Annotated in this window: 19 protein-coding genes, 1 pseudogene and 1 riboswitch; of the genes and pseudogenes, 9 read left to right on the forward strand and 11 right to left on the reverse strand. The window is 39.1% G+C overall.

The features are described 5' to 3' along the window. Positions 1-7: 7 nt before the first annotated feature. From gntK to M5A78_RS09295, 4 genes and pseudogenes are all read right to left on the reverse strand, one after another. The gene (gene gntK, locus M5A78_RS09280; RefSeq protein ID WP_248734993.1) at positions 8-1,552 is read right to left on the reverse strand and encodes a gluconokinase; all 1,545 of its coding nucleotides are present in this window, start codon (positions 1,550-1,552) and stop codon (positions 8-10) included. Then, positions 1,545-2,276 (reverse strand): GntR family transcriptional regulator, encoded by a 732-nt coding sequence (locus M5A78_RS09285; protein ID WP_248734994.1) that lies wholly within the window; start codon positions 2,274-2,276, stop codon positions 1,545-1,547. The genes gntK and M5A78_RS09285 overlap by 8 nt, the downstream gene beginning before the upstream one ends. Before the next feature lie 396 nt (positions 2,277-2,672). Beyond that, positions 2,673-2,780, reverse strand: a pseudogene (locus tag M5A78_RS09290) (Lrp/AsnC family transcriptional regulator); the annotation flags it as partial. Positions 2,781-2,954: 174 nt separating this feature from the next. Then, positions 2,955-3,740 (reverse strand): TetR/AcrR family transcriptional regulator, encoded by a 786-nt coding sequence (locus M5A78_RS09295; RefSeq protein WP_248734995.1) that lies wholly within the window; start codon positions 3,738-3,740, stop codon positions 2,955-2,957. Between the two features lie 166 nt (positions 3,741-3,906). Between M5A78_RS09295 and M5A78_RS09300 the strand changes: the two genes are divergently transcribed. From M5A78_RS09300 to M5A78_RS09315, 4 genes are all read left to right on the forward strand, one after another. Beyond that, positions 3,907-4,785: an ATP-binding cassette domain-containing protein gene (locus M5A78_RS09300; protein WP_248734996.1), complete on the forward strand. Its 879-nt coding sequence runs from the start codon at positions 3,907-3,909 to the stop codon at positions 4,783-4,785. Beyond that, on the forward strand, positions 4,785-5,573 hold the full coding sequence (locus tag M5A78_RS09305) for an ABC transporter permease (RefSeq protein ID WP_248734997.1): 789 nt from the start codon (positions 4,785-4,787) through the stop codon (positions 5,571-5,573). Before M5A78_RS09300 ends, M5A78_RS09305 begins: the two co-directional genes overlap by 1 nt. Positions 5,574-6,138: 565 nt before the next feature. Beyond that, complete coding sequence (locus tag M5A78_RS24900; RefSeq protein ID WP_406603683.1) at positions 6,139-7,041, forward strand: lytic transglycosylase domain-containing protein; 903 nt, start codon at positions 6,139-6,141, stop codon at positions 7,039-7,041. Between the two features lie 256 nt (positions 7,042-7,297). Beyond that, positions 7,298-7,672 (forward strand): hypothetical protein, encoded by a 375-nt coding sequence (locus M5A78_RS09315; protein ID WP_248734998.1) that lies wholly within the window; start codon positions 7,298-7,300, stop codon positions 7,670-7,672. Positions 7,673-8,009: 337 nt separating this feature from the next. On the opposite strand, the gene M5A78_RS09320 is transcribed toward M5A78_RS09315, so the two are convergent. The 5 genes from M5A78_RS09320 to M5A78_RS09340 form a co-directional block, all read right to left on the reverse strand. After that, positions 8,010-8,783 (reverse strand): TatD family hydrolase, encoded by a 774-nt coding sequence (locus M5A78_RS09320; RefSeq protein ID WP_248735053.1) that lies wholly within the window; start codon positions 8,781-8,783, stop codon positions 8,010-8,012. Between the two features lie 194 nt (positions 8,784-8,977). Beyond that, positions 8,978-9,715: an ABC transporter ATP-binding protein gene (locus M5A78_RS09325; RefSeq protein ID WP_248734999.1), complete on the reverse strand. Its 738-nt coding sequence runs from the start codon at positions 9,713-9,715 to the stop codon at positions 8,978-8,980. Next, a complete protein-coding gene (locus M5A78_RS09330) occupies positions 9,712-10,479 on the reverse strand; it encodes an ABC transporter permease (protein WP_248735000.1) in 768 nt (255 codons plus the stop codon). The genes M5A78_RS09325 and M5A78_RS09330 overlap by 4 nt, the downstream gene beginning before the upstream one ends. Further along, positions 10,479-10,769, reverse strand: a complete 291-nt coding sequence (locus M5A78_RS09335; protein WP_248735001.1) for a thiamine-binding protein — start codon at positions 10,767-10,769, stop codon at positions 10,479-10,481. The genes M5A78_RS09330 and M5A78_RS09335 overlap by 1 nt, the downstream gene beginning before the upstream one ends. Before the next feature lie 11 nt (positions 10,770-10,780). Beyond that, on the reverse strand, positions 10,781-11,776 hold the full coding sequence (locus M5A78_RS09340; RefSeq protein WP_248735002.1) for an ABC transporter substrate-binding protein: 996 nt from the start codon (positions 11,774-11,776) through the stop codon (positions 10,781-10,783). Between the two features lie 340 nt (positions 11,777-12,116). Next, a riboswitch (TPP riboswitch) is annotated at positions 12,117-12,226 on the reverse strand. A gap of 556 nt (positions 12,227-12,782) precedes the next feature. On the opposite strand from M5A78_RS09340, the gene M5A78_RS09345 reads away from it, so the two are divergent. The 4 genes from M5A78_RS09345 to cydC are packed head-to-tail and all read left to right on the forward strand — an operon-like array spanning position 12,783 to position 18,649. Next, positions 12,783-14,189, forward strand: a complete 1,407-nt coding sequence (locus M5A78_RS09345; RefSeq protein ID WP_248735003.1) for a cytochrome ubiquinol oxidase subunit I — start codon at positions 12,783-12,785, stop codon at positions 14,187-14,189. Between the two features lies 1 nt (position 14,190). Next, positions 14,191-15,204, forward strand: coding sequence for a cytochrome d ubiquinol oxidase subunit II (gene cydB, locus M5A78_RS09350; protein WP_248735004.1), 1,014 nt, complete (start codon positions 14,191-14,193; stop codon positions 15,202-15,204). After that, on the forward strand, positions 15,204-16,919 hold the full coding sequence (cydD, locus tag M5A78_RS09355; protein ID WP_248735005.1) for a thiol reductant ABC exporter subunit CydD: 1,716 nt from the start codon (positions 15,204-15,206) through the stop codon (positions 16,917-16,919). The genes cydB and cydD overlap by 1 nt, the downstream gene beginning before the upstream one ends. Next, entirely contained in the window at positions 16,919-18,649 is a 1,731-nt protein-coding gene (cydC, locus tag M5A78_RS09360) for a thiol reductant ABC exporter subunit CydC (RefSeq protein WP_248735006.1), read from the forward strand. The genes cydD and cydC overlap by 1 nt, the downstream gene beginning before the upstream one ends. A 243-nt stretch (positions 18,650-18,892) precedes the next feature. Here the strand turns inward: cydC and M5A78_RS09365 are convergent, their stop codons facing one another. Together M5A78_RS09365 and M5A78_RS09370 are read right to left on the reverse strand one after the other, a co-directional pair. Beyond that, positions 18,893-19,780 carry a pentapeptide repeat-containing protein gene (locus M5A78_RS09365; protein ID WP_248735007.1) on the reverse strand — a complete coding sequence of 296 codons (888 nt, stop codon included), beginning with the start codon at positions 19,778-19,780 and terminating at the stop codon, positions 18,893-18,895. 147 nt (positions 19,781-19,927) lie between these two features. Then, positions 19,928-20,356, reverse strand: coding sequence for a MarR family winged helix-turn-helix transcriptional regulator (locus M5A78_RS09370; RefSeq protein WP_248735008.1), 429 nt, complete (start codon positions 20,354-20,356; stop codon positions 19,928-19,930). Between the two features lie 120 nt (positions 20,357-20,476). Between M5A78_RS09370 and M5A78_RS09375 the strand changes: the two genes are divergently transcribed. Further along, the gene (locus tag M5A78_RS09375) at positions 20,477-21,064 is read left to right on the forward strand and encodes an NAD(P)H-dependent oxidoreductase (protein WP_248735009.1); all 588 of its coding nucleotides are present in this window, start codon (positions 20,477-20,479) and stop codon (positions 21,062-21,064) included. Positions 21,065-21,303 lie beyond the last annotated feature (239 nt).

The following is a 21,303-nucleotide window of genomic DNA, read 5'->3' on the forward strand; positions in this document are numbered from 1 at the left end:
CTAAAATTTATATTGTTGTGTTTAATAAACTTCTTTGATAGTTGGCAATCCGAGTATAATCGTCTGTTAATACTCGGGAAAGATGAATAAAAATCGGCAGTAACCGTCTGTATTCTTTAGCGGCCTCTTCTTTAGGTGTGTGTTTGTAGGTGCTGCCGACCATTTCAGAAATAACATCAAAGGAGTCGATTTTTCCTGTCGCATACAGCCCTAAAATGCAGGCACCGAGACATGAACTTTCGTAGCTTTCTGGTACGACTACTTCAGATTCGAAAATATCGGACATCATTTGCCGCCAAACTTCCGATCTTGCGAAGCCTCCTGTTGCTTGAATCCGGGTTACAGGTCCATCCATACATTCAGTTAAGGCTAGATATACGGTATATAAGTTATATATAACTCCTTCTAATGCTGCACGAATCATGTGTTCTTTCTTATGTGACAAGGTTAATCCAAAAAAGGAGCCGCGGACGTCAGGATTCCATAGTGGTGCACGTTCCCCTGCGAGGTAGGGATGGAACAACAATCCATCTGCACCAGGCCTTACGCGTTCAGCAATCTTGGTTAAAACCTCGTACGGATCAATTCCTAATCTTTTCGCCGTTTCAACTTCTGCTGAAGCAAATTCATCCCTGATCCAGCGTAGAACCATTCCGCCATTGTTTACCGGTCCGCCAATGACCCAATGCTTTTCGGTTAACGCATAGCAGAAGATTCTTCCTTTTTCATCGATTTGCGGTTGATCAATGATGGTGCGAATTGCACCGCTTGTCCCAATCGTGACCGCAATCTCACCTTTTCTAATCGCATTTACACCGAGATTGGAGAGGACCCCATCGCTTGCCCCAATGACAAAAGGTGTTTCTGGATCAATCCCCATCTGTTTCGCTAACACTGGATTACAGTTGTTGAATCGTTTAGTTGTCGGGACGAGTTCCGATAAATGATCCCGTGTAACACCGGCAATTTTTAATGCTTCTTCATCCCAATCCAGTGTTTTCAGATTCATCATCCCCATGCAGGATGCGAGGGAATGATCGACTACATATTGATCAAAGAATTTTTTAAAGATATATTCTTTAATTCCGATATACTTTTGAGCCTTGACAGCGATTTCAGGACAGTCATTTACGATCCATGCTATTTTCGTTAAGGGTGACATAGGATGAATTGGAGTTCCTGTTCGTTTGTAGATTTCATGCCCATTTAATTCATCTTTTATTTTATGGGCCCATGCTTCACTGCGGTTATCAGCCCACGTAATAACAGGCGAGAGCGGCTGGTCATTTTCGTCTATGGCAATGACGCTATGCATCGCACTGCTAAAGGAAATAAACGATAGCTTCTTTTTGGGATGCTTGTTCGTTATGTTCGAAATAGCTTGTAACACAGCCTGGAAAATTTCTTCAGGATCCTGCTCGGCAATTGAAATATTGGGTGTGTAAAGAGGGTAACCGATATTCTCTGTTTGAATGACTTCGCCTTTTTCAGTAAATAATACAGCTTTGGTACTTGTGGTACCGATGTCAGCACCTAACATGTAGCTAGTCATTTTCTTGAACGCCTCCTTTTGAAAGCATTTGTTGTGACCTCCAAAGGTCCTCTACTTTACCTTGTACGTCATCAAAATTTTGGTGCAATGACTTAATCATAAGGTTTCTATCTTTTGTTCTGATGGCTTCAATATAAAGCTCATGATTGTTGATAATCCGAGTGAAGTCATCATATTTGTCTTTGAAACGGCCGCGCATCGATAAAAGAATGAAGCTTTCCATAACCGGCTTTAAATTATTCCAAATCATGAGGATATAGGAATGATTAACGGCCCGAATAATCGTTTCATGGAATAAAACATCCTGGAAGGAAAACTCATCTGCATCACAGTACTTTATCGCAACTTTCATCATTTCAAGGATTTTACTCAGTTCTTTTACTAACTCACTCGTCTCCATTCGTGCAAGCCGTTCAAATACAAACGTTTCTATTAATAACCGGACATCATAGATTTCTTCAATTTCTTTTTCGGATAAACCTATGACAACAGCACCCATTCTTTCCAATCGGATGATGTTTTCGGATGCCAGTATTTTTAATGCTTCCCGGACGGGTGAACGACTTACAGAAAAATCTGCTGCTAATTTATTTTCAGATAAGATGGTACCGCTTTCAATCATGCCGGAAATAATCTGCATTCGAAGTTCGTATGCCACGCGATCTCCAGCTGAGGCTTTTGAAAGCCATTTTTCAGGATATAAAAAATCCCTTGATTCGGACATAAATCCACCTTCTTTTTTATTCAAGTATACTTGTATACAAGTATAATAACAGAAATGTTTTATTTTGCAAGCGCTTTTATTAATCTATTTATAGGGTTTTGTCGAAATTTGTTAGTTAAACACTAGAAAACGGCAGATTTTTCCTATTGGAGCTTGAATGCTGGTCTCATTCGGGCAAGGGAAGGAGAAAAAAGCTTAAGCCTGTCTGAATACGGGTCTCATTCGGACAAGGGAAAAAGAAAAAAGCAAGATCGAGTCTGAATTCGGGTCTTATTCGGACAAGGGAAGGAGAAAAAAGCAAGATCGAGTCTGAATTCGGGTCTTATTCGGACAAGGCAAGGAAAAAAAGCAAGATCCAGTCTGAAAGCAGGTCTCATTCGGACAGGGCAAGACAAAACTAACTCGTTTTGCAATTTCAGAATTGCTTACCTGTAATCCTTTTTGCAGAATATCTAGGATTTGAAAATCCATGTTATCAAGTATTTTACTAACGTTAGATTCCATTGATTTCCACACCCTTATCACAAATTTTCCATTGCATAGAAACCGCCACTTTAATAGGTGTGGTGAACCCTACCACAAATAGCTGCTAAAATTTGAGCCTCTCGTTTAGTATAAAGAGAGGCTCATTTAACTATTATAAGAAATCGTAAATAAAGGATAATCTTCGTTTGAATTTTACCTTTTCTTTTCCTTTGATAAAAGGTAGCGTTCGATTCCATCTATAATCCGTTCAAGTCCAAAATCGAAGTCATCACCTAAAGTGTTCTCTCCTTCGTTTTCCTCGGTATAAGCTCCTGACATTAAAACGGGGTAAAGGTCTGGATAACGTTCCCTTGTAACTAGCTTTTTAAGTGCCGCGCTGTAGTCAAGACCACTAATGGCGCCCGGACTTTTCCCTGCCTGAATTGCAGTGTTCATATCCTTCATGATTATTCCGCACCAACGTGCATAACCGCTTAAAAGAAGAACAATGGACATTTTCTCATAATCATTTAAAGGAAGATTCCTAGTGGTTCGAAGTGCGATATCCACCATTTTAAGTTGATTTGGTGTGAGGGGCACGCTGGTTATGGGGATATCGCCAAACCATGGATGGGTTTGAAAAACGCTGATGCAGATTTTAACATACTGGCGCATTTTTTCACGCCAATCTGCTTCCGATTCTTCCGTTGGGTAATCAATATCTGAAACTTTCTCCTGCATTAGTAAAAGTAAATCATCTTTGCTGGGAATATATCGATAGAGTGACATTGTTGTGAATCCTAGAGACGAAGCAATTCGGCTCATGGATAGCGCAGCAAGTCCTTCTTGATCGGCAATTTCGATAGCAGTTTCTACAATTTGATTAATACTAAGTTCTCGCTTCGGACCCCGCTGTGGTTGTTTATCTAGTCCCCAGCTTATAGCTATCCCAGAAGGCAAGTCCTCCAATTTGTAATCTCTCTTTTCTTTATCCTTCATACGTCATTTCACCTCTGGTTTATAACATTCAATATGGTTTTGAAAAACAGGAAAATATTCTTTATTTTAGGGTTGCGACTTAATTGTATATGTAATATACTGTGTATGCAATAAACTGTTTATGATATATACAGAACTTGTATACAATATAAAGGGAGGAATACAAATGAATGATCTGGCAATTGTAGTGAATGGCCTTCAAAAGAAATTCGGCAAACAAGTTGTATTGGATGGTATTGACTTAGATGTTCAGAAAGGGGAGATTTTTGCACTGCTTGGACCAAATGGTGCGGGGAAAACAACATTTATTAACATTCTATCGACCTTGGTTGCACCTGATGCAGGGGCTGCTCGTGTTAATGGCTTTGATATTATGAGCGATAAGGAAAAAGTAAAAAGTTCCATTAGCCTCACTGGACAGTTTGCAGCTGTTGATGAAATGTTAACAGCGGAGGAAAATTTGCGAATGATGGCAAGACTTTCTGGTCTTTCGCGATTAGAGGCACGCTCGCGGGCAAATGAACTAATTGAACAATTTGATTTAACGACAGTTGCGCAAAAAAGAGTAAAAACATATTCAGGAGGACTGCGCCGCCGTTTGGATCTTGCTGTCAGCTTAGTGGTTCCAAGGTCTATAATTTTTCTGGATGAACCAACAACAGGTCTAGATACACGCAGTAGACGTGCATTGTGGGATATTATTCTCCATTTGGCAACGGAAGGTGTCACGATTTTTTTGACAACACAATATTTAGAAGAGGCAGACAAACTAGCGGATACAATTGCTGTTATATCAAAGGGGCGGATTGTTGGAAAGGGAACTCCAGAGGAAATGAAATCTCGGATTGGCAAGGAAATGGTTGAATTACGTAATGACAATGACGAAATTATCCGTGAGATTCCAACAAGCGGCAGTATTCAGGAGGTCAAACAGATTCTTGAAGAAGTGGCTTCCGGGGCACCCGAAGGAACACGAATAAGTATCCGCCGGCCAAGTTTGGATGATGTGTTTTTATTACTAACTTCAGAAAAGGGGAGACCTTAATGTTAAATGTAAAAACTGAGATTAAAAAACCATCAGCCCTTATTACCTGTTCTGTATTTGTTGGAAGAAGTTTACTCCATGGCTTACGTAATGCAGAGGCATTGATCATGGCTATAGCACTCCCGATCATGCTTATGCTGATGTTTACGTATGTGTTTGGAGGTGCAATAGATCCAAGCGGGGAATATGTAAATTATGTTGTCCCAGGGATCATTTTGTTGTGTGCGGGATTCGGGTCGTCTTCTACAGCAGTTGATGTAGCTACAGATATGACCAATGGTATTATTGACCGGTTTAGAACAATGCCGATTCAAAGCATGAACGTAATCACAGGACATGTAGCGGCAAGTCTGGCCCGTAATTTCCTTGCTACAGGTGTTGTCATTATCATTGCTCTACTTGTTGGTTTTCGACCTGAGGGAAGCATTTTTTCATGGGTTACGGCAATTGGAGTGATAGCCTTATTTATACTGGCATTTACGTGGCTTTTTGCGGCAATTGGTCTTGTGTCAAAAACACCGGCTGCAGCGAGCAGTTATGGATTTGTGTTATTATTTCTGCCCTACCTTTCAAGTGCTTTCGTGCCTATCAGTACAATGCCAAAATGGCTGCAAGGAATAGCTGAAAACCAGCCAATTACACCAGTCATTGAAACGATTCGCTCCCTCCTTATGGGTGGTGCGGCAGGCAGTTATATATGGTGGGCAGTTGGGTGGTGTTTGTTGATCCTTGTAGTGTCGATAATATGGTCCACTTGGACGTTTAAAAGGAAGGCAGGTCGCCGTTAGCTAAAGATTTAAAAACCGCCGCTTAAATATATACGGTGAACCCTACCATAAATGAGGCGGGTGATTATTAATTACTATTATCAGATGACAGATTTGATTTAAAGATCAATTTCATGCTAGTCAAATAAAAGCTCTTGGTTGTAAAAGGAGTATCTGCGTTTTGTTGGGCACGCCTATTTATGATAGAAAAACAAAAAATAAGGTAGAGGGGAAACGCCATGTTTTCCCGTACAGTAGAGTTAACCTCATATTTAACACATGAGTAATCAACCGTACCTGAATAGGTGCGGTTTTATTATTTCTCCTCTATTTGTCAAAAAGAACGGTATAGTATAAGTGGTATAATTACATTAATCTGTAATAATAAATCCTAATTAATAATTCACCCTGAAAAAGGGTGGCTTTTTGATTTAACCCCCAAAAAAATATCGTTTGTTAATGAGTGAAACGAGGAACCCACTTGAAGAAATATCTCGTGCCAATATCCAAAAATTTTAAGCATGTTATGAAGGGCTGGATTTGGCCTTTTTTTCGCAAAGTTTTCATTCTAATAGGAATTTTGGCTGTGTTGATTTATGTAGCTGGAAAAGTCAACTGGGCACCAATGGAGAACTGGGTTATTGACAAATTAGCCCATTATGAACCGATTGGGAATCAGTATACTCTGCCCTTTCAGGAAAAGTTGCAGGTGGATATCCCTGATACAAAAGCCTATAAAAAGGAAAAACTTTTGATTTTTAAGACAAATATCAAAAACTCTTTTAAGTTGTTAGCTTCAAAGGTCGGATTTCAAAGTAGAGTTCCAATTTCTAACTTAACAAGCAACAGTAAAGAATTTTCTACCAGCAAATACAAGGACTTGCTAGTAAACGGCATTCCATTAGAGAATGAGCAGGCATCGGATACAAAGGCTGCCTTATCTGATTGGGAAATCATTAAGACCAACCTCTACGATGGTTTTAGTGCCCTTAAGGACATGTTGACTGTTAGAATCATGACTGAAAATGGTAAACCAATGATTGTAAAAGTTGTAAAGGACCAACCTGTCCTTGTTGAATATGATGAATCTGATAAAGTAATGAGATGGGGAAAGGAAATTCAAGCCGCCTCTTCAAAATACGGAATTGACCCTGCTGTAATAGCTGCTATTATCGAACAAGAATCAGGGGGTAATCCAGATGCAATAAGTTCGGTTGGAGCGATTGGTTTAATGCAGTTAATGCCGAGGACAGCCAAAGGGTTAGGAGTAAATCCCTATGACCCAGCTCAGAACATTGAAGGCGGCACAAAATATCTAGCAATTCAGCTTAACCGTTTTGGAAGCCTTGAATTGGCATTGGCTGCTTATAATGCCGGTCCAGGAAGGGTGTTAAACTCAAAGTATTTGTATCTCTCTGAGACCCAAAACTATATTCGAAATGTACCTGCTCTGGTAAATAAATATGAGCACAATTTTCAGCAGCAGTAAAACATACAAAATAGGTTGAACATCTATTTATATATTTATTCGGGTTGTATTTGAAATCCGCTGCCTTTTTGGCTGTAATTGAGGTCTTTTTGCAAATCTATAAAATGAAAATATTAGTGAATAAAGCATCGATAATTAACAATGTATAAAGTTTTATTTGGACAAGCGCCGTAACATTCGTTAGTACTACTGCATATTCTAGTTTTGAAAATGAATAAAATCATTTTTCAAATAATTGGATAGAAGGTGATGACTAATGGCAAAATTGCCTTTTTTAATACTTGCCACTAATGAATGTAATGGGGAATCTCTTGAATTAAATGGCACGATTAACATTTTAGTAGAGCAAAATAATACTCCCTCTGGAAATTTTCATGTCACAGTTCACTCGAATATTCACGGACAAGGAGTAGGCAGTCAAGGAAACGAGTATGTTTTTAATGAGACAAGTAATGATCATTTTTCTACAAATAACAGACAATTTGAGAATACATTTAATGTGCCAATTCGTGTAATATCAAAGGGAACCGCTCCCAATTTTTTAGTACATGCACTAATCCATTTGACTGTTAATGCCAACGGAGATGTCACGGCAACAATCAGTGTATTTAAAACAGAATGCAGAGGTTAAATTATGAAGCCATACTGGACATTTATTAAGAGTTTTTGACTTCATCTATAGCTATAATTTCTAAGGAGCCCTTTTTAAAAACCTCACTTTGATATGTTACGGTGAACCTTATCACAAGTAACGGTAACCCAATAAATAATAAGTATTAAAATAATCCTATTTCTCTTAATTACCAGAGATATAGGATTATTTTTTTAGAGATCACTCATGTTTGATCCACAATTATTTTTGGTATAGAGAAACAAAAGGAGAAGGGGTAAATCCTTCTCCAGTGTTTTGGTACTCTTTTAATTTTTGATAATGATCATTAAAAAGAGACAGCAGTATTCCTTCTTCATTAAATAGAAAAGAATGATTTAGTATTATAAAAAACGTGATGATAAACCTCATCCATTGAAAGCTTTTTTATTTCGGATATCGTTTTAATCGATTCTTTCATCATGGAGGGATGCGTCATCTTTCCGGTAAAAGGCCCTTCAAAAGGCCATGGACCATCTGTTTCGACCATGATTTGCTGAAGTGGATAGGTTTGAACGAGCTGTTGAATTTCCTCCTCATACAAAACATCGGGCGTGACTGAAATGTAGTACCCGTTTTCTGTCATTCGCAGGATCGTTTTGGAATCACCCTTGAACCAATGGAAATGGGCTTTTGGAACGGAGTATCTTTCCAAAAGGTCACAAACGATGGGGGCATCTTCATAAACAGCATGAAGGACGATAGGTTTTTCTAATTCCTTACTTAGTTTAATAAATGCTTCTAATAGTTCAATGTATTGGCTACGTTGAACAGTAGTTAGTTTTTGTTCTTTTCCTAAATAATAAGGAAGCCCCACTTCACCAACTGCGACCATGTCATTTTGATGGCTCTTTATCCAACTGAAAAGTTCATCCATTTGTTTCTCCGTTGGGGGCGTTTGTTCAGGATGAAAGCCGAAAGCTGGCTTAACCTTTGAGTATATTTTGGCAAGATCCTTATTTTTTTTACTTGATTCTAAATCAAAAGAAACGGATAATAGTGCTTCTAAAGATGAGTCCCTTTCAATGATATCCTTTATTTCTTGATCGTTATAATGATCTAAGTGAATATGTGCATCAATCATTTTTAGCAACTTCATCACTCTCCTGTTCTTGTGGAAAAGGGGCGGAGCGTCGCATAAATGCATCAGCCTATCCCGTCTAAAGTTAGATAAATAAATTTACCACTTTAAATTTGTGAAGTATAGCTCTGCTCACACCGCCTTTATTATGTTGGTGTATAAACTCATATTAGGCTGATTTCCATGCCTAGGTTGCGAGTTGAGACTCATGATCGTTTTTTAAGAGAATAGTAAATTTTCCTTTTCCATTCTAAGAACTCGTCTTCTAGAAATAGACTTTCCTCTCTTGGGCGTGAAAAAGGGACGTGAAATTCAGCTGCCACTTGAGAAGGTTTATTAGATAAAACAATAATCCGGTCTGATAGAAATAATGCTTCTTCAATATTATGAGTCACAAAAAGGATGGTTCTTCGATGTTCTTCCCAAATTGATAAAAGCCATTTTTGCATATCAAGTCGTGTTAATTCATCTAAGGCAGAAAAAGGTTCGTCCAAGCAAATGATGGATTGTGGACTTAATAATGCTCGAATAAAGGAAGCCCTTTGTTTCATACCACCTGATAATTCATGAGGATACGCATTTTCATACCCCGTTAATCCAGCGATAGCGATCATTTCTAATGCTGCTTCTTTCTCTTTTTTTCCTTGAAGCTCTTGCCCTAGCAATACATTTTCAAGAATGGTTCTCCATGGAAGGAGAGAAGGGGTTTGTGGCATATAGCTTATATAACCCCGTTTTCCGTTAATGACTTGATGATCTAAGTGAATGGTACCTTGATCCGGTGAGAGGATTCCTCCGATAAGACTAAAAATAGTACTTTTCCCACTACCTGATGGACCAAGAATGGAGACAAACTCATTCTCTTCAACTGTGAATGCGAGATTCTTGATCACTTCATTCTTGTCAAATTGCTTAGAAATATTTGAAACCGTAAGATGACTCACTTCCATTTCGCCCCTTTCAACTGCCACCGAACGAGCCAGCGTTCAATAAGAACGATGATAGAAAAATATAATAAACTTAATGTCACAATTGCAAATATGGCTACAAAAACTCTATCTGTACGGAAGGATGAGGAGGCAAGGGTCATATAAACACCAATACCTTCCTTCGCTCCAAGCCATTCGGATATAACTGCACCCATGACACTGTAGGTAGCGGATATTTTTAAACCAGAAAATAGTGAAGGAAGGGCATAGGGGAGCTCTAGTTTCCAAAATAATTGCTTATTCGATGCCCCTGCCATAATCATGTAATGCTTTAACTCATTGGAAGTTTGCTTAAATCCATCTAATGCGGCAACGGTAATGGGAAAAAAGCAAACGAGAGTGATGACGATCATTTTTGGTAATAATCCAAAGCCAAACCAAATCACTAAAAGAGGAGCTAGGACGATAATAGGAATGTTTTGTGAAATGATTAGCAACGGATAAATCGATTCCCGAATGAAAGGGAGCAAGTGCAATAGAATAGCCGTAAGTAGGCCGATTAGTAAACCTAATGCAAATCCAAGTAAGGATAGTTGGATGGTTGATAATAAATGGGGGTAAAAGTTAGACCAACCATCGAAACCCTCATAAAATATTTTTGTCGGAGTGGGTAAAAGCCAATCCGGAACTCCAGATTTAATCGCAACCGTTTCCCAGACAATGAATAAAAGGAGGAGAACCAATAACGGTCTCCACCCTTTCGCTATGATTTTCATCATTATCTATATTTCTCCGTAAGCTGATCCATGGAGATGCCTGATGGCTGGTACAATACTTTTATTTGGGAGATAACGTTACTGCTTCCCAGCTCAACCATGCGATCGTTCATTTTCGTGATCACCTGCAGTAATTGCTGTAAATCGCCTTCCATTGTTGTTTCAAGTGGATGTACCTCAAATTTTACCCCTGACTCTTGAATTACTCGGATTGCTTCATCTACATACGGAATAACACTTTCGCCATTTTTTGTTTTTGGTATGATTTGAATACTGATCAGTGAATTTGTCATTTCATCACCCCTTATTGTGGTAAAAATTGATTTGTAAATGCTTTTTTAGCATCAAGCTTTTTCTCAAGAAGTCCATTGTCAAACATCCATGAAGCATAATTTTCCCATACTTTTTGTTTTTGCTCGCCCCATCTTGGTGCATCATCTTGATATTTAGAGGATAGCCATTCTTGACTTTTTTTAACAAGCTTTGGATCCAAGTCAGGCACTGCTTTAATTAAAATGTCGGCAGCATCGGATGGATGTTTAATAGCAAATTCATACCCTTTGGAAACAGCTTTTACAAAAGCTTTAACTGTATCAGGGTTTTCTTTAATCATGTTTTCATTCGTTGAGAGAACCGGCGTGTAATAATCGAGTTTATCAGAGTAGTCTGTTAGGTATACCATATTGAGCTTTTCTCCACGCAGCTCTGCCTCTACACCGGTCCAGCCATAATAAATCCATGCGAAATCGATGTCTCGTTTTACCGCTGTAAAGAAATCAGTATCTCCCATATTTACAATCGAAACTTTGTTCACATCGGCATTTTCTTTTTTCATTAAGGAAGAAAGAACAGATTTTTCAACAGGTGAGCCCCAGCCACCGTATGTTTTACCTACAAAATCCTTTGGTGTAACAATGTTCTTCGCAGCTGGTGAGGCAAAACCTGAAGTATTATGTTGAATGATGGCTGCTATAGAAACGAGAGGAACGCCTTGTATACGTGCCTGTGTGATCGATTCTTGATAGCTTACGCCAAACTCTGATTTACCTGAAGCCACAAGCTGATCTGCTCCAGCATCACCTGGCATAATGATGTTCACATCTAATCCTTCGTCTTTAAAATAGCCTTTTTCTTTTGCTACATATAAACCGGTATGATTCGTGTTTGGTGTCCAATCTAGTACGACAGATACCTTTTTCAGAGAGTGTGTGTTTTTCTTATTCGTTTCTGATGCTGATTTCGGATTGCTACAACCTGCAATCATTAATAATGAACATAAAACGATTAACCACTTTTTCATTCCTACTCCTCCTATGTAGATAATTAGAAAAGCGCAAGCGCCCTGGTCAGCGGCGTATGACCTGGAGCTCTCCAACTGAGATAAAGGAAACACGAAGAGCTGAAGGCGATTCGATGTTGACTTATCATAGGGCGGAGAGCGAAGGGCACTAGCCGCTAGGGCGCTGGAGCTAGACAATAGAAAAGCGCAAGCGCCCTGGTCAGCGGCGTATGACCTCCTCGAAAAAGCTACCGCTTTTTCTTCGTGCGGTGCTTATGCTGCCGAAGCTTTCCTTGTGGAGCTAGACAATTAAAAAGCGCCCTAGGGGAGAACCCAGGGCGCATATAAGCAAACAATTTTATTTGTTCAAGAATATGTTCCCTCCGCTGGTATCAACCAGATCAGGTTTTAAGAGTTAACATCTTAAGGATGTAATCTCAACCGGCAACACCGGTTCCCCTACAATTCTAACTATTAAATTATATTCCAAACACATTATAACAGAATCCTTTATTTTGACTAGTGCAAAATATGGTAATTTGGTAGAAAGGGGGAAAAGTTTCAATTATTCTAGATTTGATAATCAGTATAATAAAGGGAGTCTATTGCCATGGGTCATTTTAGTACTAACGCGTTTCGGGTTTTATTTTCAGCATTTCTGAAAATATTAGCAGTGACTTTTACCATTGATATCTTTGTTGTTTCTTTAAAAGTCGCATAAAAACCAAGATGGAATTGCCATAAAACCTTTCATAATAGGGCCTTATCTGGCACATACTCTCTACGGTTCAAGAAAGTGTCATAAGTTCGTCAAAAAACCGACGAATTAATTCATAAATGTTTGATATTATACTTATGTGAATATTAATTTTAAAACGATAATAATTTTAATTTAATATTTATTTTAACAATCTGGCTTTTTTAGCCATCTTTTAATTAGAATTCGCATAACTACTCTCATCTTTGTGAAGTAATGAACATAATTTAAACAGAAAAATCATGAAAAATGCTTAGGGAGGAAATGAGTATGGATCAAGTCTTTTTAGCGAGACTTCAGTTTGGTGTGACCACAGTTTACCACTTTTTCTTTGTTCCACTTACAATCGGTCTGGTGTTTATGGTCGCTTTAATGGAGACTTTGTATGTTACGAAGAAAAATGAGACCTACAAGAAAATGGCAAAATTTTGGGGTCACCTGTTTTTGATTAACTTTGCCGTCGGGGTTGTAACAGGTATTATTCAAGAATTCCAATTTGGTATGAACTGGTCTGATTATTCGAGATTTGTAGGAGACGTTTTTGGTGCCCCGCTTGCAATTGAAGCACTGCTAGCTTTCTTTATGGAGTCAACCTTTATCGGATTGTGGATTTTCGGCTGGGATCGTCTCTCTAAAAAAATGCATTTAGCATGTATTTGGCTTGTATCGATCGGAACCATTCTTTCAGGATTTTGGATCTTAACTGCCAATGCCTTTATGCAGGTTCCTGTCGGCTATGCAATCAAAAATGGACGGGCAGAGATGAATGACTTTTTTGCACTTATCACAAATGGCCAACTGTGGGTTGAATTTCCTCATGTTTTGGCAGGCGCCTTATGTACAGGAGCTTTCTTCACAGCAGGAATTAGCGCCTATAATTTGTTAAAGAAACGAAATATTGAGTTCTATAAAAAATCAATGAATATTGCTTTAATCATTGGATTGATTGGTAGCATTGGTACGGCATTAACCGGCCACAGCCAAGCTCAATATCTAGTAAAAACACAACCAATGAAAATGGCGGCTGCAGAAGGTATCTGGCAAGATACAGCAGACCCGGCACCATGGTCAGCCCTTGCGATCATTGACTCAGCTAAAAAGGAAAACAAGTTTGAACTTAACATTCCTTACGCCCTTAGCTTTCTATCTTATTCCAAATTTGAGGGCAGCTTAAAAGGAATGGAGACACTTCAAAAAGAGTATGCAGCGAAATATGATGACAAAGTCGGTAAAGGGACAAATTACATTCCTCCGGTAAAAACAACTTATTGGAGCTTCCGGTTAATGATTGGTTTCGGTGTAGGAATGATCTTATTATCTATGATTGGATTATACCTATGGAAGAAAGGAAGACTTGAAAACAGCAAGTTGTTTTTGAAGTTTTTACTTCCGGCGATTTCCTTTCCGTTCCTGGCTAATACGTTTGGCTGGATCATGACGGAAGTAGGCCGCCAGCCTTGGAGTGTTTTTGGCTTGATGACCACTGCCAATGCGGTCTCACCAAATGTTTCCGGGGGCAGCGTTTTATTTTCAATCATCCTGTATGTGTTAATTTTTACAGTTCTAGCTATTGTCATGGTTTATTTAATGATTCGAGAAATCAAAAAGGGTCCTGCAGACCAGCTAGGAATTACCCCAAATAAAACAATTGATCCGTTTGATAAGGTAGGTGCTTAGGATGGAATTAAGTGAATTATGGTTTGTCTTAATCGCCGTTTTATTTATTGGTTTCTTCTTTCTTGAAGGTTTTGATTTTGGTGTCGGTATGTCTACAAGGTTTTTGGCTCGCACTCAGACTGAGCGATCGATCATGATCAATGCCATTGGGCCTGTTTGGGATGCGAATGAAGTTTGGCTCTTAACTGCCGGTGGTGCGATTTTTGCTGCTTTCCCAAATTGGTATGCAACTATGTTCAGCGGATACTATCTTCCATTATTAGTTGTATTACTTGCTTTAATTGCCCGCGGTGTTTCCTTTGAATTCCGCAGCAAGGTTCCCAGCAGTCGCTGGACAAATGTCTGGGATTGGGCGCTATTTTCTGGCAGCTTGTTGCCTCCGTTTTTACTAGGTGTTTTATTTACAAGTATGCTTAAAGGAATGCCAATCCATAAAGACATGAATATGACAGCTGGATTCACTGATTTCATTAATGTATACTCGCTATGGGGAGGTTTAACTGTTACATTGTTATGCCTTTTACATGGATTAAACTTCTTGACGTTGAAAACGGAAGGGGAGCTCCGAGAACGGTCAGCCGCCTTAGCGAAGAAAGTAGTCCTAGCGGTTCTGGGGGCTCTCGTCGTCTTTGTTGGATTATCTTGGTCCATGACTGATATTTTTGAAGTTCGCCTTATACCAGAACTGATCATTGTCGTTTTAATTGTCCTTGCCTATGTGATGTCCTATACCTTTATCTCCAAAAAACGGGAAGGCTTAGCCTTTACGATGTCTGGTCTTGGCTTAGGGTTGACGGTTTCAGCGATTTTCGTGGGGCTTTTCCCAAGGGTGATGATTAGTTCGATAAATAAAGCTTTTGATTTAACGGTTTATAATGCTTCAAGTGGAGCATACTCCTTGAAAATAATGACCATTGTGGCCCTAACAATTTTACCGTTTGTCTTAGGATATACGATCTGGAGTTATTATGTCTTTAGAAAACGAGTTACAGATAAGGAGCATTTAACGTACTAATGGATAAATCATTGTTCTCATACACGGGAATAAAGCAGGTTCTTGGAAGTTTGGCATTATTAACCATCCTTCAAGGTATCATGATTATCACTCAGGCCTATTTTTTGGCAGATTCAATCTCCTCCCTTTTTGGGGGAGATTTGTTTCGTCATGTCATGAAAGAATTGGCCTTTTTCTTTTTTGCTCTCATTATTCGCCAAGTGCTTACATTTTTGAAAAAAAAGATTTCCTATCGTTTTGCAGTCAACACGAGTGTTCATTTAAGGGAATTAGTTTTGGAAAAGATATTTCAACTTGGCCCGCGGTTTGTCTCAGCGGAAGGATCCGGCCAGACCGTAACCTTAATGATGGAAGGTACCATGAAATTTCGGCGCTATTTGGAGCTTTTTTTACTGAAATTAATGAATACCGCCGTTATTCCGGCTATGGTTTGCCTTTTCATCTTTTTTGAAAATATCCGTTCTGCTGTTATTTTAATCATTGCCCTTCCAATCTTGGTTGTTTTCATGATTCTTCTTGGGGTGGCCGCAAGAGAAAAAGCAAATCGTCAGTATGAATCTTATCAAATGCTATCCAACCATTTTGTTGACTCTTTAAGAGGATTAGAGACGCTTAAGTATTTAGGTCTCAGTCGAGAACATATTGAAAAAATACATTTCGTAAGTGAACGATACCGAAAAGCCGTGATGTCTACATTGCGAATTGCTTTTTTGTCCACATTTGCACTCGATTTCTTCACCATGCTTTCTATCGCAACGGTGGCTGTATTTCTGGGAATCGGCTTAATAAATGGGACTATGGATCTGAAACCAGCCTTAACCATCCTCATCTTGGCACCGGAATATTTTTTACCAATTCGGGAAGTTGGAGCTGATTACCATGCGACACTTGATGGAAAAGAAGCGGGTAAAAAGATGCAGGAAATTCTGCAAAAGGAAATGACTGAACTAGGACAAGACCCCATTCCACCATGGCAACCAACTAGTGTTTTCACTGTAAAGGATATGAGTTTACGGTTTGATGATCAAAACGATAATGGGTTAGACCATATTGATTTTTCCATATCAGGAACGAAAAAAGTGGGGATCATTGGGACAAGTGGTGCCGGCAAATCTACATTAATCGATCTATTAAGTGGATTTTTAGTTGCAACGGAAGGTGAATTTCTGATTGATGGTAAAGGATTCAAAAACCTCTTGCAGAAAAACTGGCAAAAGCAGGTGACCTATATCCCGCAGCACCCATATCTTTATTCCGATACCGTTTTTAACAATATTCGTTTTTATCACCCTCATGCAACGGAAGAGGAAGTTAAAGCCGCTGTATCTGCTGCAGGATTGATGGAGGTTATTCAAACATTGCCGGATGGGTTGAATACGATAGTAGGGGAAGGCGGACGAATGTTAAGCGGAGGACAGGAGCAGCGAATGGCTATTGCACGGGCATTTTTAGGAAACCGTTCGATTCTTTTGTTAGATGAACCCACCGCCCATTTGGATATTGAAACAGAATATGAATTAAAAGAAACCATGTTGCAATTGTTTGAAGGGAAATTAGTTTTCTTTGCTACCCATCGTCTACATTGGATGTTGGATATGGACCAAATATTGGTTTTAGATCACGGGAAGTTGGTTGAAACAGGGACACATGAACAATTAATAGAACAACAAGGATTTTATAGTCAGCTGGTCAAGTCGCAATGGGAGGGGTTCTGATGGATAAGGAAAAATGGATTATCCCCTATTTAAAGCAATACCGCGGTTTGTTTATCCTGGCCATTTTTCTCGGAGGACTCACCATTCTTTTTGGTGGTGGCTTAATGTTTACTTCCGGTTACTTAATTTCAAAAGCTTCAACACGGCCGGAATCGATTTTAATGGTTTATGTACCGATTGTTGGCGTTCGCACCTTTGGAATTGGCCGGTCAGTATTAAGCTATATCGAAAGGCTGACAGGCCATCAGTTCGTTTTAAAAATTCTTTCCAACATGCGTGTCCGCCTATATAAAGTGCTCGAGCCTCAAGCTGTGTTACTAAGGTCGCGTTTTTTAACGGGAGATATCCTTGGTGTTCTCGCTGATGATATTGAAAACTTACAGAACTTTTACTTAAAAACCTTGTTCCCATCAATTGTTTCACTCGTTATTTATACAGTAATCATTATTTGTGCCGGTCTTTTCTCCATTCCATTTGCTATTCTGTTAGCTGTCTTAATTGGATTACTAATCTTTGTAGGACCCATCCTTTCCTTTATTTATATGAGGGAGAATAATGAAAAGGTAAAGCAGGGAAGGAACCGCCTTTATCAGCAGTTTACGGATGCAGTGTTTGGCATGAATGATTGGCTCTTTAGCGGGAGATATAAAGATTTTATTCAGCGTTATGAAGACCAGCAGCACCAATTGCAACAGCTTGAAACAAAAATCCATTCATATGTCAATTGGCGGGATCTGCTTAATCAAATTGTGCTTGGCGCAATTGTGGTGGTATCAATCTATTGGGCCAATGGGATGACACTAAACGGGGAAATCCCGGCAACCTTTATTGCAGCAGTTGGTCTTGTCTCGTTGTCGTTATTGGAATCCTTTTTACCGATTGCCACTGCGGTTAGTGAAGTATCAACCTATCAAGATTCGATCAAGCGCCTTGAAAGCTTGGAATCTAAAGATTTACCAAAGTGGAGCGAAGAAGAGAATAATGATGCACCCAATTTTCCAGAAATATCGATTGAATTAAATCATGTTTGCTTCCACTATTCGTCGGGACCTCTATTGATAAACGATTTTAGCTTAAAGGTGGCCCAAGGAGAGAAAATTGCGATTCTTGGACCAAGTGGTGCCGGCAAATCAACCTTATTGAAATTAATCCAAGGGTCCCTTGAACCAACCGGCGGTGAAGTCCTTTTAAATGGAAGAAAGCCCCATGATGTGCTTGCTTCGATACCCAAAATGCTGTCGGTATTGAATCAAAAAGCCTATTTATTCCATACATCTGTTTTGAATAACATCCGTCTTGGAAATCCGCAGGCAACAGATGAAGAGGTATATGAGGTCGGAGAGAAGGTTCAGTTGCATCAAATGATTAACGGACTACCAAACGGTTATGACACAAACATGCACGAAACAGGACAGCGCTTTTCTGGAGGAGAACGGCAAAGGATTGCCCTTGCCCGAATTCTCTTGCAGCAGACACCCGTGGTAATAATGGATGAACCGACTGTCGGCCTTGACCCCATTACAGAAAATAAATTGTTAAGCACAATTTTTGATACGCTAGAAGGGAAAACGATTATTTGGGTAACCCACCATCTGGCAGGGATGGAGAAGATGGATCGAATCCTGTTCATCGACCAAGGAAAAATAACAATGACTGGCAGCCACCAACATTTATTAAAAAACGAAGAAAGATACCGACGTCTCTACGCATTGGACCATCCGGGGGCATAGGGAGAGGCTCTTTATGAAGCAAGTAGAACAAAGAATTCAATAATGATTCGTAGGAAATAAATCAGAAAAAGGAATGGAAGTAGCCATTCCTTTTTAACGTTGTTTTTTAATAGTATTAAAGGTAAATTTATTTTAATATTATCTATACTATTTCCCCGTTACAACCGTTTTGGAGAACCGTATCATATGTAACGGTAAACTTTTTTAAATATATGAGATAAGTTAGAATTAATGTAAGTTTTTTTATTTGTTTTTATGCTCAAAAGCAGACCAGTGTGTTGGGTGAGATAGCCAGTGTGGTAACTTTGTGTGTGCATCGCCCTTCGCCGAGTTAATCTGAACTTGAGTGAGAAAGATACTCCCGGTGAGATCAGCACCTCTAAGGTCGGCGTCTCGAAAATCAACTCCAATTAGGTCAGCCCCTCTCAAGTCAGCGTTTCGGAGGTCAGCAGCAATAAGGTATGCTCCTCTTAAGTTGGCTCCTCTGAGATCAGCACCTCTAAGGTTTGCACCCATAAGATCAGCCCTTTGATGGTCGCTTTTTTTACTTTTTTTTGAATTCTTATACTGGAGAAGTGACTCGGTCCGCACAAGTTCACTGGTCCTTAACAGCAGACTGTTTACATTTGCCCGGTGTAATGGAACATTTAGTTCCATGAGTGAATCGGGACTAAGTTGAGTAAGTCGTTCCTTCTCGTCGAGCATGATGCTAAGCTCTCTATGAATCGGACGAGCCGCTTTCAACGTCAAAGCTTCGGTCAAATACCAGAGCATCTCATGAAGTTGATGCATAATAGGGAACACATCGAACATTTTTTTCGCCGTTTCTTGACCTCCACGCCAGTCGGCTCCTTCGAAAGTGACTTGGGAAACCTTTTGCCCTGCGCCGAAGCAATCGAAAACAGTACACCCTTTAAAGCCCTGTTTTCTGAGGCTTTTGTGAATGCTGCAACGGAAGTCCGCTTGCAGATTGGGGCAAGGCTTGCCAGTGTCTTTATCAATGGCAAAATCTGCCGAAGCTGCGAAGGGTAGCGCAACACAACACAAGCCGAAGCAGTTTTCACAATCAGCATGCAGACTGTTGCCACTAATGTCGCGTTTTGGGTTTGGATAGTTACGATTCTCAACCAATATGGGCACTTCCTTTGCTTCAGTATTACATATGTCTAGTTTAATAGGTTTTTTTTGAATTTCACAGTAGGCAAAAATGATTAATGTAAACTTAATAGAATGGCCCTTTCTTATTGAAAGGGTTCTTTTCCTGTTATTTCATAGCTATTAATAAAATAGTTTTGTCTGAAGAATATCTAAGGCGTGGTCAATATCCGCTAAATCCTCTTTCGAAGCATTTTGTATTCGCTGCAGGAAACGAGATTCTACACAGGCAAAGGATTCGTTCATCATGGTCTCTCCATCTTTAGTGAGACGAATGTACTGTTTCCGTCGATCTTCAGTATCACTTATCTTTTCAATTAGCTTTTTTTCACTTAGTTTTTTCAACTCACGACTCGTATTTGGCATAGACATATGCTGGCAATCACTAATTTCACTGAGAGTAACAGGCTGACTAACCGTTATATACTCAAGCATATTATATTGAACAGGCGTGACGGAGTCTGATTTGGCATTTTTTGTTAATTCGTGTGTTACACGATGAACTGAAGTTGTAAAGGACACACATTTTAAAAATAGAGCTTCTTTGTCCATATCTTTCACCTCTTACTGAGAAGATAACAAAATTGTTATCATATTACAATTATCATTTGACAACTAAAATTACTAGGTGTTATGATTTTGTTATCAAATGATAAGTAAAAGAGGTAGGTTATGAAAATCCTAATTATTTACACGCATCCTAATCACAATAGTTTAAGTTACGCATTTTTACAAAAGGTCATTAAAGGAAGTAATGAAAATCCTAACATAAAGGAATTACATGTGGTAGATTTGTATGAAGAGGGCTTTAATCCACTTCTAGTGTTTAATGAACAGAAACGAAGACGTGATATGTATCGTGATCCTCACCTTGAAAAATATAGAGAGCAGATTACTTGGGCTGACAAGATTGTCTTTGTCTATCCCATTTGGTGGGGAAGACCTCCAGCGATGCTGATGGGATACATTGATCAATTATTTGCAGCAAATTTTGCTTACAAGGATAAGAAGGGACTTCTACCAGAGGGACAATTGAAAGGAAAATCAGTTGTATGTGTGTCGACCATGAAGGGACCTACAAATTATCCACTTCTCTGGTTAAATAATGCGCATAAAATATTGATGAAAAAAGCCTTATTTCATTTTGTAGGCATCAAAAAAGTGAAATTCTTTGAGTTTGGGAATATGGAAAGTCCCAAGGGAAAACAAACAAAAAAGCTAGAAAAGATATATCGATATTTTAAAAAAGTAGATTGTTAAGAAAAATTAATGTTCAATTTAAGTCCAAATGGCTTGGCTACAGGACTCTGGAGGAAAAACTAAAAAAAGTTCACAAAACATCCAGAAATTAAAGGTGGACGAATTGCTATAATATCAAATGAATGTTGTTAGATAAAATGAAACTTTTGAATGACCTCGACCTAGAAGGAGTGTTTCTAAGGACAAATAGAAAAGTAGAAAGCGGATATAAAGAAGCGATAATTCATAAAAATCAGAAT

This window comes from Neobacillus rhizosphaerae (assembly GCF_937468385.1).
Classification (GTDB): domain Bacteria; phylum Bacillota; class Bacilli; order Bacillales; family Cytobacillaceae; genus Neobacillus; species Neobacillus rhizosphaerae.